This is a genomic window from Terricaulis silvestris (assembly GCF_009792355.1).
In the GTDB taxonomy this organism is placed as follows: Bacteria; Pseudomonadota; Alphaproteobacteria; order Caulobacterales; family Aquidulcibacteraceae; genus Vitreimonas; species Vitreimonas silvestris.
Window position 1 is genome coordinate 3,144,096 of record NZ_CP047045.1, and the last position, 13,084, is coordinate 3,157,179.

18 protein-coding genes and 1 pseudogene are annotated in these 13,084 nt (G+C 64.3%); 12 read left to right on the forward strand and 7 right to left on the reverse strand.

Annotation, left to right across the window (positions count from 1 at the left end):
• Positions 1 to 22 precede the first annotated feature (22 nt).
• The 6 genes from DSM104635_RS16085 to DSM104635_RS16105 all read left to right on the forward strand — a co-directional run bounded on the left by DSM104635_RS16085 (position 23) and on the right by DSM104635_RS16105 (position 3,815).
• Positions 23 to 685 (forward strand): SDR family oxidoreductase, encoded by a 663-nt coding sequence (locus DSM104635_RS16085; protein ID WP_158767186.1) that lies wholly within the window; start codon positions 23 to 25, stop codon positions 683 to 685.
• A gap of 91 nt (positions 686 to 776) precedes the next feature.
• Entirely contained in the window at positions 777 to 1,499 is a 723-nt protein-coding gene (locus DSM104635_RS16090) for an SIMPL domain-containing protein (RefSeq protein ID WP_158767187.1), read from the forward strand.
• Between the two features lie 98 nt (positions 1,500 to 1,597).
• Positions 1,598 to 1,732 (forward strand): hypothetical protein, encoded by a 135-nt coding sequence (locus tag DSM104635_RS20055; RefSeq protein ID WP_267129042.1) that lies wholly within the window; start codon positions 1,598 to 1,600, stop codon positions 1,730 to 1,732.
• A gap of 32 nt (positions 1,733 to 1,764) precedes the next feature.
• Positions 1,765 to 2,148, forward strand: coding sequence for an MmcQ/YjbR family DNA-binding protein (locus tag DSM104635_RS16095; RefSeq protein ID WP_158767188.1), 384 nt, complete (start codon positions 1,765 to 1,767; stop codon positions 2,146 to 2,148).
• A gap of 76 nt (positions 2,149 to 2,224) precedes the next feature.
• A complete protein-coding gene (locus DSM104635_RS16100; RefSeq protein ID WP_158767189.1) occupies positions 2,225 to 3,214 on the forward strand; it encodes an aldo/keto reductase in 990 nt (329 codons plus the stop codon).
• A 19-nt stretch (positions 3,215 to 3,233) separates the two neighbouring features.
• Positions 3,234 to 3,815, forward strand: a complete 582-nt coding sequence (locus tag DSM104635_RS16105; protein ID WP_228445725.1) for a TetR/AcrR family transcriptional regulator — start codon at positions 3,234 to 3,236, stop codon at positions 3,813 to 3,815.
• Between the two features lie 44 nt (positions 3,816 to 3,859).
• Here the strand turns inward: DSM104635_RS16105 and DSM104635_RS16110 are convergent, their stop codons facing one another.
• From DSM104635_RS16110 to ruvB, 5 genes and pseudogenes are all read right to left on the reverse strand, one after another.
• Positions 3,860 to 4,282 (reverse strand): hypothetical protein, encoded by a 423-nt coding sequence (locus DSM104635_RS16110; RefSeq protein WP_158767190.1) that lies wholly within the window; start codon positions 4,280 to 4,282, stop codon positions 3,860 to 3,862.
• Positions 4,283 to 4,298: 16 nt separating this feature from the next.
• The gene (locus DSM104635_RS16115) at positions 4,299 to 4,913 is read right to left on the reverse strand and encodes a DUF8200 family protein (protein ID WP_158767191.1); all 615 of its coding nucleotides are present in this window, start codon (positions 4,911 to 4,913) and stop codon (positions 4,299 to 4,301) included.
• A 286-nt stretch (positions 4,914 to 5,199) separates the two neighbouring features.
• A complete protein-coding gene (locus tag DSM104635_RS20190; protein ID WP_407703517.1) occupies positions 5,200 to 5,718 on the reverse strand; it encodes a TIR domain-containing protein in 519 nt (172 codons plus the stop codon).
• A gap of 24 nt (positions 5,719 to 5,742) precedes the next feature.
• Positions 5,743 to 6,204, reverse strand: a pseudogene (locus tag DSM104635_RS20195) (Clp protease N-terminal domain-containing protein); the annotation flags it as partial.
• Between the two features lie 48 nt (positions 6,205 to 6,252).
• Positions 6,253 to 7,293, reverse strand: a complete 1,041-nt coding sequence (ruvB, locus tag DSM104635_RS16125; RefSeq protein ID WP_158767193.1) for a Holliday junction branch migration DNA helicase RuvB — start codon at positions 7,291 to 7,293, stop codon at positions 6,253 to 6,255.
• A 154-nt stretch (positions 7,294 to 7,447) separates the two neighbouring features.
• On the opposite strand from ruvB, the gene DSM104635_RS16130 reads away from it, so the two are divergent.
• Together DSM104635_RS16130 and greA are read left to right on the forward strand one after the other, a co-directional pair.
• Positions 7,448 to 7,837: a YciI family protein gene (locus DSM104635_RS16130; protein WP_158767194.1), complete on the forward strand. Its 390-nt coding sequence runs from the start codon at positions 7,448 to 7,450 to the stop codon at positions 7,835 to 7,837.
• A gap of 41 nt (positions 7,838 to 7,878) precedes the next feature.
• Entirely contained in the window at positions 7,879 to 8,334 is a 456-nt protein-coding gene (gene greA / locus DSM104635_RS16135; RefSeq protein WP_158767195.1) for a transcription elongation factor GreA, read from the forward strand.
• Positions 8,335 to 8,392: 58 nt separating this feature from the next.
• Here the strand turns inward: greA and DSM104635_RS16140 are convergent, their stop codons facing one another.
• Complete coding sequence (locus DSM104635_RS16140; RefSeq protein WP_158767196.1) at positions 8,393 to 9,238, reverse strand: hypothetical protein; 846 nt, start codon at positions 9,236 to 9,238, stop codon at positions 8,393 to 8,395.
• Positions 9,239 to 9,346: 108 nt separating this feature from the next.
• Here DSM104635_RS16140 and DSM104635_RS16145 point away from each other — a divergent pair, with 108 nt between their 5' ends.
• Together DSM104635_RS16145 and DSM104635_RS16150 are read left to right on the forward strand one after the other, a co-directional pair.
• Positions 9,347 to 9,928, forward strand: coding sequence for a TetR/AcrR family transcriptional regulator (locus DSM104635_RS16145; protein ID WP_158767197.1), 582 nt, complete (start codon positions 9,347 to 9,349; stop codon positions 9,926 to 9,928).
• Positions 9,929 to 10,024: 96 nt separating this feature from the next.
• Positions 10,025 to 10,426: a YciI family protein gene (locus DSM104635_RS16150; protein WP_158767198.1), complete on the forward strand. Its 402-nt coding sequence runs from the start codon at positions 10,025 to 10,027 to the stop codon at positions 10,424 to 10,426.
• Here DSM104635_RS16150 and ruvA read toward each other — a convergent pair.
• Positions 10,423 to 11,034: a Holliday junction branch migration protein RuvA gene (gene ruvA / locus DSM104635_RS16155; RefSeq protein ID WP_158767199.1), complete on the reverse strand. Its 612-nt coding sequence runs from the start codon at positions 11,032 to 11,034 to the stop codon at positions 10,423 to 10,425. The genes DSM104635_RS16150 and ruvA overlap by 4 nt on opposite strands.
• A gap of 188 nt (positions 11,035 to 11,222) precedes the next feature.
• Between ruvA and DSM104635_RS16160 the strand changes: the two genes are divergently transcribed.
• Complete coding sequence (locus DSM104635_RS16160) at positions 11,223 to 11,828, forward strand: hypothetical protein (RefSeq protein WP_158767200.1); 606 nt, start codon at positions 11,223 to 11,225, stop codon at positions 11,826 to 11,828.
• Between the two features lie 14 nt (positions 11,829 to 11,842).
• Positions 11,843 to 13,021 (forward strand): cupin domain-containing protein, encoded by a 1,179-nt coding sequence (locus tag DSM104635_RS16165; RefSeq protein ID WP_158767201.1) that lies wholly within the window; start codon positions 11,843 to 11,845, stop codon positions 13,019 to 13,021.
• The last annotated feature ends 63 nt before the right edge of the window (positions 13,022 to 13,084 follow it).

Consider the following 13,084-nt stretch of genomic DNA (forward strand, 5'->3'; position numbering starts at 1 on the left):
TGCTGCGCGAGGAGGTCGCATCATGAGCACAGCACTTGTCACCGGCGCCAACCGCGGCATCGGCCTTGAACTCACCAAGCACCTGAAGGCGCGCGGCGACGATGTCGTTGCCGTATGCCGCACGAGCGCGCCCGATCTCGACAAACTCGGCGTGCGCATCGAAGCCGGCGTTGACGTTAGCGACGCTGCGTCCGTGGCCGAACTCGCGCAACGCCTCAATGGCGCCGAGATCGATCTGCTCATCAACAACGCCGGCATCCTGCGCGGCGAAAGCCTCGACCGCATGAACTTCGACAGCATCGAACAGCAATTCGAAGTGAACGCACTCGGCCCGCTGCGCGTCACCGCCGCGCTGCTGCCGCTGCTGCGCAAAGGCGCGAAAGTCGCCATCATCACCAGCCGCATGGGCTCGATGGCCGACAACGGCTCCGGCGGTTATTACGGCTACCGCATGTCGAAAGCGGCGGTGAATGCCGCTGGTGTCTCGCTCGCGCACGATCTCGCAAGCCAGAACATCGCGGTCGCGCTGATCCATCCCGGCATGGTCGCAACCGAGATGACCGGCCGCAACGGCATCCCGCCCGCTGACGCCGCACGCGACGTGCTCACGCGCATCGACGCCCTAAGCGCGGCGACAAGCGGCAAGTTCGTGCATGCGGGAACGGGCGAAGAGTTGCCTTGGTAGGGCCAGCGCCTGTAGCCGATCTGCGTTGATCGCTCGCTGTGTGACGTGCGCTGCGCCAAAGTCCGGACCTGAAAACTCAGGAGGCGATGTGATGGATCAAGGTATGCAGCCCTTAAGCGGCGTGAAGTTCGCGGTGGCCCTGCTCGCCCTCCTCGCGCTCGCCGCGTGCGGTCAGAACACGCTGCTCACCGTACACGCCAGCGCCACCACACGCACGGCGCCCGATCTCGCCATTGTCACTTTGGGCGTGTCAGCGCGCGGCGACACCGCACGCGCCGCGCAGCAGGCGCAGAATACGCGCATGGAAACCGTACTCGCGGCAGCGCGGGCGGCGGGCGTCGAGGAACAGGACGTGCAGACCGTCGGCTTCTCGCTCGAGCCGCAATACGCCTACCCCCGCAACGCGGCGCCGCGCATCACCGGCTATGTCAGCCGCAACATCGTCTCGCTCCGGCTGCGCAATCTGAACGCGGTTAGCGGCCTGATCGACGCCACTGTCGCCGAAGGCGCAAACGAGCTGCAAGGCATCCAGTTCACATTCCAGAACGAAGAAGCGTCGCGCAATGCCGCGCGGGCCGAAGCGCTGCAAACCGCGCGCGCTCGCGCCGACACCTACGCCGAAGTCGCCAACATGCGCGTCGTTCGCATGCTCGCCATCACCGAACCGGGCGGCGTGGCGCCGCCCCTCGACGCCTTCAGGCGCGGACTGCTTTCGGCGCCCGTCGCCGTCGAGCAAAGCGCGGACGGCGCGCAAATCCGCCCAGGCGAACTCGAAGCGCAGAGCGCGGTCAGCGTGGTGTTCGAACTGCGCTGAAACGATCTGGCCGGTCGAAAAAGCGCTGGGTGAACACAGCGTCACGCCGGAACCTTTAGCGCGACAAGGCCGTTGCATCTCCAACTTGGGAGTTTGCGATGCTTGAGCTTGCCGCAATGCTGGTCGTGTCAGCCGTGGCGCTGACGTTCCTCATCGATGCCACCAGTGGCACGATGAAAATCGTCCGCTCCGCCCGCCGCCGCGACAAGATCCGCGTCGCCGACCACCACTAACGCCGCCGGCATTGCTGGCTTATGCTGGGCGCATGCCGCAGACGCCGCATCAACGCGCCGAAGCCGAACTCATCGCCTTTGGTCTGACGTTTCCAGACACGTCGTCAGGCCCTGCGTGGCAAACCACGCGCGCGCTCTATGTGCGCAAGAAAATGTTCTGCGTGTTCGGCGAAAAGGCCCAAAAGCTCGACGCGCTCACGATACTGATGAAGCTACCGATCTCCGCCGAGATGGCCGAAGAGCTCCCCTTCGTCCGCCCCGCGCGCGGCTGGTACAAACAGCACCAATGGGTGACCGCGTACTTTGGCCCCGACGATGACGTGCTGTCGGAAATGACAACGCTAAAGGGCTGGCTGAAGCAGAGCTATGTAGCGGTTGCGCCGAAAACGCTGGGGCGGCAAATCATGCTCGCGTGAAACATAGTTCATGTAACATATATTGACTGTTGTCACTTGGTCGCCGATATCGCTCCCTACAGCAAGGAGCCTTCACATGCGCACACGCCGCCTCGGAAAAACTGGACCCACCGTTTCAGCCTTCGGCCTCGGCGCCATGGGCATGTCGGACTTTTACGGCGCCGCCAGCGAGCCGGAATCCATCGCCACGGTCCACGCCGCGCTCGAAGCCGGCATCACCCTGATCGACACCGGCGATTTCTACGGCATGGGCCACAACGAGATGCTGCTGCGTGAAGCGCTCAAAGGCGCCACGCGCGAGAACGTTGTGCTCAGCGTGAAATACGGCGCCCAGCGCGACCCCAAGGGCAATTTCCTCGGCTTCGCCTCCGACGCCAAGTCAACCAAGACCGCGCTCGCCTACACGCTCAAGCGTCTCGGCACGGACTACATCGACATCTACCGCCCCGCCCGCGTTGCCCCGCACATTCCGATCGAAGACACCATCGGCGCCATCGCTGACCTGGTGAAGGAAGGCTACGTCCGCCACATTGGGCTCTCCGAAGCCGGCGTTGAAAGCATCCGCCGCGCCCACGCTGTGCATCCGATCGTCGATCTGCAAATCGAGTACTCGATCATCACGCGCAGCGTGGAACGCAACATCCTGCCAGTTCTCCGCGAACTCGGCATCGGCGTCACCGCGTACGGCATTCTTTCGCGCGGCCTAATCAGCGAAAGCATGCTCAACGATAGCGCGGTCAGCGGATTTCGCGCCCACTCGCCGCGCTTCCAAGGTGAAAACCTCAACCAGAACCTCAACCTAGTGCGCGCGCTCAAAGCTATCGCCAACGAAAAGCGCTGCAGCGTCGCGCAGCTCGCCATCGCCTGGGTCGCCGCGCGGGGTGAGGACATCGTGCCGCTGGTCGGTGCACGCAAGCGCGAGCGGCTGGCCGAAGCGCTGGGCGCATTCGACGTCACGCTCACGCCGGAGGACTTGAAGCGCATCGACGCGGCCGCCCCGCCCGAAGCGGTGGCAGGTCAACGTTACGCACCCGAGCAGATGGCGATGCTCGACAGCGAACGATGAGGCGGGCATCACTCCCCACGTGAGCACCGACTCAATCCGCGACCGCATTCTCGACGCCACCGTCGACGTGCTGCGACGCCACGGCCCCGCCAAAACGGGCGTCGTTGACGTCGCGCGCGCGCTCGATATGAGCCACTCCAACGTCTACAAACACTTCGCGTCGAAGAGCGCGCTGTTCGACGCCGTCGCCGAACGCTGGCTCGCCAACGTGATGGCGCCGCTCTCGAAGATCACCGCCGACAAGAAAACGCCCGCGCCGAAACGGCTCAAAGCCTGGGTGCGCACTTTAGCTGAAATCAAGCGCAAGAAAGTGCTCGACGATCCAGAGCTGTTCGCCGTCTACCGCTCCATCACCGAGAACGCCCACACCGTCGTCGCCGCGCACGTGAAGCACATGCACGACGAACTCGCGGAAATCCTCCGCGACGGCGTCCGCGAAGGCGCCTGGCGCGTCAGCGATCCGAACAAGACCGCCGCGCTCATCCTCAACGCCACGTCCCGCTTCCACCACCCCGCCATGGTCGCGCTGCATGGCGCCGAGACGGACTTGAAGCAGATGGACGCACTAAGCGATCTGCTGATCGCGGGACTGCAGAGCTAAGCGCGCGAAACTCTCAATCTTTCAGCGCGCGCGGATGATTAGACCTAACGCAGCGGCGTGTCGCCAGTATCCAACAGGAACGCCGCGCCGGGCGCTAGCGGGAAGACATGCGTCGCGTGCGGCGAGCCTTCCATAAAATACGCCTGCTGCGGATCGCCTGCTACTGCGCCAAAGAACCAAGCAACGCACCGATACTGCGTCGCAAGCGACGGATCGCGCCCCGCGCTGGCATTGGCAGTCAGCACGACGTCAGCGCGATAGGCACCGCCCGTGATCGCGATCCGCTGGCCTGCGACAGCGGTGATCCGCGACCGGCTCGATTCCATCACCTGACACGTGACCCACACGGTATGCACGTTCGCAGGAAGCCCGCTGACGTTCACAGGCACGGTCAACGTAAAATCCTCGGCGTGCGCGGCCGGTATGGCGAAAACGCTAAACGCAAGAGCAAGCAGCCACTTTCTCATGTCGCTTCTCCAATGCTCATGGCGGCGCTCCGGTCAGAGTCATCGTTTGCGTGCGCACTGTGACGGGCGCGAACTCGCCCGGCGCCAGCGCGCCCGTTCCCGTTAAAGTCATTGTATTGGTCCGCACCATTACCGGACTGAATCCGCCGCCCAGCGCGCCGGTGCCGGTCACAGTCATCGTCGCCGTGCGCACACTGACGCTGGAAGCACTCGGCGCCGGAGAGGGATTGCTCGGCGTGGGGCCAGAAATACTCGGTACGATCACGCGCGGCCGCGGCGCACGGACCACCGACGGATCAAGTGTTATGCGCGGCCGCACCTGGGCGTTGCACTGCGCCAGTTGCGTCGCGTTGAGCACAGCGCCGGGGCGTCCATAGGACGCGATCGCGCCCACACGCGCCGCCAACGCTACGCACGCCGGCACGCCCGGCGCGGGCCACGGCCCCGTCACCGTGCAGGTCCGCCCACTGCACTGCCAAACGATTCCGCCAGCATCGACTTGGCCCGTCGCCAGCGCGTCGCCGTTCAGTTGTGCTGTGTAAATGAAACGGCGGGCAACCGGCGTCTGCGCATCAGCGCTCGATGCCGCCACAAAGATCAGGCCCGCTACAATGAGAAGGCGTCGCAACATGTTGCGTCCCCTGCACCATCACAAGCGGTACAGGACACTTCCCCCAACTTCAAGGCGAGCCGACAGCGTTCCTGTCAGTCACTTCTCCTCGAACAAGCTCCCACTAGCCGGCGGTGGCGCGCTTGGCGCCTTCTTGATCTGAAGCAGATGGACGCGCTCACCGATCTGCTGATCGCGGGGCTGCAGAGCTAGGCGGGGACGCAATCCGCGCCCTTAGGCCCTACCTGAAGCAAAGCTACGTCGCGGTCGCTTCGAAGACGCTGGGGCGGACGGTGGAAGATCACATTCAAAGCTGAATTCTTATTCCCTCTAATAGGTGGCGGTAGCAATCGTGCGCGACATCGCCACTCCAATTTGCAAAATGGAATCCCTGGCGCTCTCCGAAGAACATCGGTGGTTGGCAGTCATCCAAAAAGACCTGAATCAGCTTGTTTCTATCTCTGCCATACCTCGCCTCTGCCTTCACGCTCTCGCTCTTTGTTGCCTCGTGGGACCAACAGACGACTACTACTTTCGAGTTCGAGATGTTCTTCTCAATTGTCTCTTCCCATGGCGCTTGGGCAGGGATGTCAGCATCCCACCAGACGACTAGTCCATCCATCCGCAATCTATCTACCAATTTCCGGACAGCTTCTTTTTGCTCACGCCGATAAGAAACAAACACGTCGTGTTCGTCTCGCCTTGCGCCTGCCGGAATTCCGACCTTGGCAGCAGCAACCGCCTTTTCGAGATCAGTTATGCGAGCAATCGCCATCGACAGCTGCTGTTCCAACTCAGTGTTTCTGGTTTGCCAACCCGCGAGCATCTCTGTTGAATCACGAACTCTAAATTGGGCAGTAGGCGTCCTTCGCGGTAAACCGTGCGCAATGTAGTTCACTGCGTCGTAACGCGTCATGTCTTGCTCTTGTAGGAAGAACGCAGCATGACTCTCGCGTTCGGAGAACAAGGCGACCAACACATTCGCACCTGTAACTTCACGACCTCCGGATGAATCGACATGCAACATCGCGCGTTGCAGCACGCGTTGAAATCCCGCAGTTGGTCGTGGGTCTTCGACCTTTTCTCCCTGAGCAACAACAAGACTGTCTAGTTCGTCTTTCATATATTTTTCGAGGTTGCCGCGAAGCACTTCGAGATCGACCTTGCACGCTAGCATCACCGGCGGCGCGTCTTGGTCGTCAAGAAGACCGAGAAGCAGGTGCTCAAGAGTCACGTACTCGTGGCGGCGTTCACTCGCGAAATCGAGCGACCTTCGCAATGTTTGCTCTAGGGACTTCGAGAAAGTAGCCATCGTCCGACCTGGTCCGAGACAATCTTAGGTGGTGCAATAACCTATCAACTACTTCTCCCCGAACAAGCTCCCGCTCGCCGGCGGCGGCGCGCTCGGCGCCTTCTTTCCCAGCCGCTCGTACGCCTTCGGCGCGGCGACGCGTCCGCGCGGCGTGCGCATGACGAAGCCTTGCTGCATCAGGTACGGTTCGATCACATCCTCGATCGCATCGCGCGCTTCGGCGAGCGCGGCGGCAAGCGTATCGGCGCCCACCGGCCCGCCCCCGTACGTCTCCACCAACGCGTGCAGATAGCGCCGGTCGAGCAAGTCGAGCCCGTCGCCATCCACTTCGAGCCGCTTCAGCGCTACATCCGCCAACTTCGCATCGATGCGCTGATCGCCGGCGTCGGCGAAATCGCGCACCCGCCGCAACAACCGCACCGCCACACGGGGCGTCCCGCGCGCGCGCCGCGCGATCTCCACCGCGCCCTCCGGCGTGATCGGGCAGCCAAGCTTATCCGCCGCGCGCGTCACGATGCCGAGCAAATCTTCCGTGCTGTAAAATTCCAACCGCACCGGAATGCCAAAGCGATCGCGCAGCGGCGTGCCGAGCAGACCAGCGCGCGTCGTCGCGCCCACCAGCGTGAACGGTGAAAGGTCGATGCGCACGCTGCGCGCGCTCGGCCCTTCGCCGATAATGATGTCGAGGTGATAGTCCTCCATCGCCGGATAGAGGATTTCCTCCACCGCCGGCGCGAGGCGATGGATTTCGTCGATGAACAAGACATCGCGCGGTTCGAGATTGGTCAGCAGCGCCGCAAGATCGCCCGCGCGCGCAATCACCGGGCCCGACGTCGCGCGAAACCCAACACCCAACTCACGCGCCAAAATTTGCGCCAGCGTCGTCTTGCCCAAACCCGGCGGGCCGAACAGCAGCACGTGATCCATGGCGTCGCCGCGATTGCGCGCCGCGTCGACGAACACTTTGAGATTGGCCTTCGCCGCCGGCTGGCCGACGAACTCGTCGAACCCCTGCGGGCGCAGCGCGCGGTCTGCGCCCTCTCCGGGCATGCGTTCAGGCGTCGTGAGGCGTTCTGCGGGCTCGGCCATGGCTCTCCTTAGCAGATTCGGGGTTTCTGGATTGTTCCAGCCAAAGCGCCCACCGGGCCTGTGGATAAATCCCAAAACGAAATGTCGGCTTTTGGGACAGGCCTTCGTCCTCCGGTCAGCGCCGCTTATGGCCAGACCCAGGAAGGACCACTCCATGCGCTACATGTTTCTCACCTCCGGCGCCGAAACCGGGCTCGTCCCGCCACAGCGCATGATCGACGAGATCGAAAAGCTGAGCGAACGAGAGATGGCCGCGGGCCGCATGATCGCGCGGGGCGGCCTGGCGCCGACGGCGATGGGCAGCGCGCGCCTTGAATCGCGCCGCGGCAAGCTGAAGCTAACCGACGGCCCCTTCGCTGAGAGCAAGGAAGTCCTCGGCGGCTTCGCCATCTTCGAGTTCGCGACACGCGAGGAAGCGCTCGCCTCGCTCCGGAGCTTCATGGAACTGCACCGCGAGCATTGGCCGGAGTGGGAAGGCGTCTGCGAGATGCGGGCGATGTTCGGCTTCGGCGCCACCAGCGCCGCACTCGCCCAACCGGACTGAGGGCCTTGTTCACGCTGGCGCGCGCTCTACCCTCTAGGGCCATGAGCCGCGCGTTTGTCAAAGAGGATGACGACGCCGTCGAAGATCTGCCCGATCGGCCGATCTCGACGGCGCCTAATCTCGTCACCACCGAAGGCTTCGCCGCCATCGAGGCCGAGGTCGCGCACCTCACCGCCGCACTTGCCGCCGCCGGCGACGATCGCGGCGAACGCGCCCGCATCAACCGCGATCTGCGCTACTGGACAGCGCGGCGCGGCAGCGCCCACCTGCAGCCGCCGCCGGCGGATTGCAGCATCGTGCGCTTCGGCTGCACCGTGACGGCGGACCGCGACGACGGCCGCAGCCAAACCTTCCGCATTGTCGGCGAAGACGAAGCCGATCCCGAACGCGGCACGCTCTCCCACGTTTCGCCGCTAGCGCGCGCCCTGGTGGGCAAGGAAGTTGGCGACAGCGTCCGCGTCGCCGGCCACGAGATGGACATCACCGCGATCAGCTAGGCGCACGCAAAGGGCGGCCCGCTTGCGCCGGCCGCCCTGAACTTCGCGTGCGTTTCAATCAGCGCCGTTGCGACGAACGCGCTCTGACGGGACGTTCGCCGCCTTCGTCGTCTTGGCCATCACCGGTCACATCGCCAACCGCGACGTTCACGCTGCCGTCGCTCCCAACGGTGATGCCTCCGATCGAGAGCGAAAACACACGGCGCCGCGGCCGTTCCTCGGTCGTCGCAGCGACCGGCGCCGCGGCAACGTCCGCACCGCAATGGCCACACACCGGCTGCTCAGGATCGCGCGGCGCACTTTCAGTTGCGCCCGTGCGCCGAGCATCCGAGCTGCAATGAGCGCAGATCGGCAGTTCAGGCATCAGGCCCGCGCCGCCCGTCGTCACATCACGGGACGTCTCGGCAGCGGCGCCATCGGTTGTCTTCCAGATGCCGCCATTGGCGGACCCGATGGCGGTGTCCGCGCCGCAATGGCCACAGATCGGCAATTCCGGCATCACGCCTTGGCTTCGCGCTGCGATTTCAGCGGCGCGAGGAGCCGAGGCGCCGCCGGAGGGCAGAGTGCCGTCGAGAACAACCACGCCATCGCCCTGCGGCGCACTCGCTGCGGCTTCGCGGATTTTCTGCACCGCCGGCACAAGCAGCGCTGCTTCGCGCATATCCGGCGCGATTATGCCCATTTCGGCTGCAGGCGCGTTTTGCGGCGGTGGCGGCGGCGGCGGTGGTGGGGGCGGATCACGGCTTTCGCCCTTCACCCCGTCGATATCCAAAAAGAAATCGAACCCGGCCTCTGCCGGCTGGGTTTGAACCCCTTGGGGACCGTTCTGCTCGTCCGCGAAGGCAAAAGTGGCGGCTGCAACGACGGCGGTTGCGGCGATCAGGCTGATAAAACGGGCTTGCATTCGTCATTCCTCCGGGTGACCATCTAGAGCAACACTCTAGATCAATACTCTAGAGTAGTACTCTAGCGCAAGCGAAATGAATGTGACTCAGGTAACGCTCCCCTCCGCATGACCGCCCAGCCGCCCTCCGCCCGCGACCGTATCCTGGCGGCGGCGATCGAGCTTTTTCTCGCCCAGGGGGTGGAGGGCGTGTCGGTGGCGGAGGTCTGCCGCGCCGCCGGCGTCTCCAACGGCAGCTTCTTCCACCACTTTCCGAGCAAGGATGAACTCGCGCTCGAAATCGTCTTGGCGCTGCGGCGGGAATATTGGGATTACCTGCTCGCGGTGATGGAGCCGTGCAGCGACGCTATGGAAGGCGTCGCAAACGTGGTCCGCGCGGCGTTCGCGTACCAGCGTCTGCACCCCGACCGATATCGCCTTAGCCGCAGCGACGACGCGCTCTGGATGCGCGGCCAGGAACAGCGTTTTCGCGATGACAACGCGCCCTATCGCGGCCGTGCTGGGCAATGGATCGCCAACCACGTCGCCGCCGGCCGTCTGCCGCTGCTGCTGCCTGAGATTTACGGCGCGCTTCTGTTCGGCACGCCGCACTGGGTGGCGCGCAACGCGCATTCGGGCGCCGAACCCACAGACTTCAACGCCGCCGAAGCTCAGCTCGTGCAAACCGTGCAAAAGGCGCTGAAGGTCTAGCGTCCAACGCTCGCAAAAATAAAATGTCGGCTTGCGTGTGGGGGCGCCGTCCTTAGACCGGACGCGCATCCCGTGCGTCGCTGACATGAGGGTCCCATGCGCTACATGTATTTGATTTCAGCTATCGAAGACGGGAAACCGCCGCCGCAACAGCTGATGGACGTGATCGGCAAGCAGGCCGAGCAGGAACTCGCCTCCGGCCGCATGCTGTCCCAGGGCGGCCTGTTGCCCACTCTCATGGGCGCGGCGCGCGTGACGCTGAAGCAAGGCAAGCTCAGCGTGCTCGACGGGCCCTTCACCGAGAGCAAGGAAGTGCTCGGCGGCTTCGCCATCTTCGACTTCGCTACGCGCGAGGAAGCTTTGGCCTCAGCCGTCGACTTCATGGCGCTGCACGCCAAGTACGGGGAGGGCTGGGAAGGCGTCTGCGAGATGCGGCCGATGTTCGACGAAACCGGCGGCTGCGCGGCGATCGAGGGCGTCGCAACCGTCGTCGCCTAGCGGCTGACTTCCTTCAGCGCGGCGCGGATGAGCTCGGGTGCGGGCGCGTCCGCGTCGAATTGTTTCGATGCACTCGCCACCGCGCGCGCGGCGCTGGATTGGTCGATACCGAGATTGACCAGCGCCGACACAGCCTCCGCGCGGGCGCCGCTCACCGGCGCGCCATTGCGTGGGGCGATCCCGCTCGCGCCGCCGCTGATGAAACCTTTCGGACCCTGCTTGGCCGCCAGCTCCGTCGCCAACCGCGCCGCAAGCTTTGGCCCGACGCCATTGGCGCGCGCGAACGCGGCTTTGTCCTGCAGCGCGATGGCATCGATCAGCACCGCAGGCGGCATCGCATCCAGAATGCCCAGCGCCACTTTCGCGCCCACGCCCGGAATGGTTTGCAGATGCGCGAACCATGCGCGCTCTTCTTCCGAGCCGAATCCGAACAGCCGGATCGCGTCTTCGCGCACGTGCGTCTCGATGAAGAGCTTCACCGTCGCGCCAACACTGAGCCGCGCCAACGTGCGCCCGCCCGCCTGCACCACATACCCCACGCCGCCGACTTCAATCAGCACGTGCTCCTCGCCAACAGCCGCAACCACGCCCTGCAATGAGCCGATCATGTGAAACTCCGCCGTCCCTCGTGCGCGGATTCGGGGGCCGAACGAAATGAGTGGGCTGAAACGAAGCCAGTTGCGAAACACTCTCACGCTTACAGCGCTGCAACGTCGTGTTACGATTCCCCTCGAGGGATAAGGGTTTTTGCGACTGCTTCGCAATGTGAAGCAGCCGCCACGTGAGGGGACGTTCGATGTCTGATGAAAAGAAGCGTTTGAATCGGCGTTCGTTCATGAACCGCTTGATCGGTGCAGCAGTGATCGCGGGCGGCGCAACTGCCGCCATCACCGGCGACGCGTCTGCGCAAAACTACACGGGCCGCACAGACTCAGACTCAGGCAGCGGCGCCGATCGCTCCGGCTACGGGCGCACCGGCATCAATGATAGCGACAGCGGCAGCGGCAGCGATCGTGCTGGCTACGGCCGCGGCGGCGGCTCCGGCGTCACCGACAATGACAGTGGCGCGTACGCCGATCCCGCAGGCCGCGGACGCGGCAGCTCCGGCGTCACTGACAATGACAGCGGTACGTATGCAGACCCTGCCGGTCGCGGACGCGGCGGCACGACCGGCGTCAGCGACTCCGACACCGGCCAGTACGCAGATCCCGCAGGGCGCGGACGCCGCGGCGGATCGCGTGGCGCAGCGGCGACCGGCTACACCGACAGCGATTCCGGCGCGATGTCAGATCCAGGCGGCAACGGTCGCGGCGGACGCCGCAACGCGCAGACCGGCATCTCCGACGCTGACACTGGCTCAACCGCTGACGCTGGCGGTTACGGTCGCGGCACTGACCGTTAATACGGAAAAGCTAAGTGTCTAAGCGCGAGCAATGGCTCGACGATCCGCTCGGCTATCTGATCGGCGCCGATCGCGTCGCGGATTTTCATGCGCGCATCTATGAGCGCGAAGCGCTGGTGGTCGCGCACAACGATGCCAAGCGCTTCGAAGGTCTGCTCTCGATCGATGACGTCGACCGCATCGTCACCAATGTCGATTTGCGCGAAGGCCAGCTTGATCTCGCTGACGCGTCGCGGCAGATGGCGCGTTCGGATTACGTTGATAGCGCAGGCTTCGTCGATCGCGGCGCCGTCGCGGATTTTCACCGCGGCGGCGCCACCATCATCCTGCAGCACGCCCACCAGCTCGAACCGGCGCTCGGCCGCCTCTGCCGTGCGCTCGAACGCGCCTTTTCAGCGCATCTGCAAACCAACATTTATCTGACGCCGCCCAACGCGCAGGGCTTCCGCACCCATTACGACAATCACTGCGTATTCGTGCTGCAAGTCGCCGGCGAGAAGGCCTGGCGGCTCTACGAAAAACCGATCGACACGCCGTTCCGCGGCGAAGCGTTCGAGCCCGGAAAATACGAAAGCGGCGACCTGAAGCAAGAGTTCGTGTTGAAAGCCGGAGACTGCGCCTACGTCCCGCGCGGCCTCATGCACGACGCACAGACGTCCGGCGCCGAACCTTCGCTGCACATCACCGTCGGCCTCATCACCCGCACCTGGGCCGACTTGATGCTCGAAGCCGTCTCCGAAGCTGCACTCCGCACGCCGGAGCTGCGCCGGAGTTTGCCGGCCGACTACGCACGTTCAAGCTTCGATCGCGACGCGGCGCGAGCGCACTTGAAAACACTTGCCGCCAAGATCGCCGACACCATCGAACTCGATCCCGCGCTCGATCTGCTGCTCGACACCTTCATCCGCTCACGCGCCAGCGACAATCGCGGCGCGATCCGCGACGCAACCAAGCCAATCACCGCGAAAGAAGGCTTCGCGCTGCAGCCGCTGGCGCCGTTCCGCATCGCTGAAGACGGCGACAAGCTCGTCGTCATCTCTGCTGGCGGTGAACTGGACTTCAAACCTGAAAACCGCAGCGCCCTCGAACGGGCGCTCGGCGGGCCAAAGTTCACACCCGCCGACCTCGGGGGCGAAGGCGCCGAGGCGCTCACAGCCAAGCTCCTCGCCTACGGCCTAATCGCCCGCGCCTGACCGGCAATCGCCGCGTCTGACATGCGCTTCGTCTCATTGCGCTTGAGACCTCATTTTGGCATC

Coding starts and splice junctions, on each gene's coding strand:
- DSM104635_RS16130 (WP_158767194.1), top strand. CDS start 7,448: ATGCGCTACATGTTTCTCACCTCCGGCGCCGAAACCGGGCTCGTCCCG.
- DSM104635_RS16145 (WP_158767197.1), top strand. CDS start 9,347: ATGACCGCCCAGCCGCCCTCCGCCCGCGACCGTATCCTGGCGGCGGCG.
- DSM104635_RS16100 (WP_158767189.1), top strand. CDS start 2,225: ATGCGCACACGCCGCCTCGGAAAAACTGGACCCACCGTTTCAGCCTTC.
- DSM104635_RS16115 (WP_158767191.1), bottom strand. CDS start 4,913: ATGTTGCGACGCCTTCTCATTGTAGCGGGCCTGATCTTTGTGGCGGCA.
- DSM104635_RS16150 (WP_158767198.1), top strand. CDS start 10,025: ATGCGCTACATGTATTTGATTTCAGCTATCGAAGACGGGAAACCGCCG.
- greA (WP_158767195.1), top strand. CDS start 7,879: ATGAGCCGCGCGTTTGTCAAAGAGGATGACGACGCCGTCGAAGATCTG.
- DSM104635_RS16140 (WP_158767196.1), bottom strand. CDS start 9,238: ATGCAAGCCCGTTTTATCAGCCTGATCGCCGCAACCGCCGTCGTTGCA.
- DSM104635_RS20190 (WP_407703517.1), bottom strand. CDS start 5,718: ATGCTCGCGGGTTGGCAAACCAGAAACACTGAGTTGGAACAGCAGCTG.
- DSM104635_RS16160 (WP_158767200.1), top strand. CDS start 11,223: ATGTCTGATGAAAAGAAGCGTTTGAATCGGCGTTCGTTCATGAACCGC.
- DSM104635_RS20055 (WP_267129042.1), top strand. CDS start 1,598: ATGCTTGAGCTTGCCGCAATGCTGGTCGTGTCAGCCGTGGCGCTGACG.
- DSM104635_RS16085 (WP_158767186.1), top strand. CDS start 23: ATGAGCACAGCACTTGTCACCGGCGCCAACCGCGGCATCGGCCTTGAA.
- DSM104635_RS16090 (WP_158767187.1), top strand. CDS start 777: ATGGATCAAGGTATGCAGCCCTTAAGCGGCGTGAAGTTCGCGGTGGCC.
- ruvA (WP_158767199.1), bottom strand. CDS start 11,034: ATGATCGGCTCATTGCAGGGCGTGGTTGCGGCTGTTGGCGAGGAGCAC.
- ruvB (WP_158767193.1), bottom strand. CDS start 7,293: ATGGCCGAGCCCGCAGAACGCCTCACGACGCCTGAACGCATGCCCGGA.
- DSM104635_RS16110 (WP_158767190.1), bottom strand. CDS start 4,282: ATGAGAAAGTGGCTGCTTGCTCTTGCGTTTAGCGTTTTCGCCATACCG.
- DSM104635_RS16095 (WP_158767188.1), top strand. CDS start 1,765: ATGCCGCAGACGCCGCATCAACGCGCCGAAGCCGAACTCATCGCCTTT.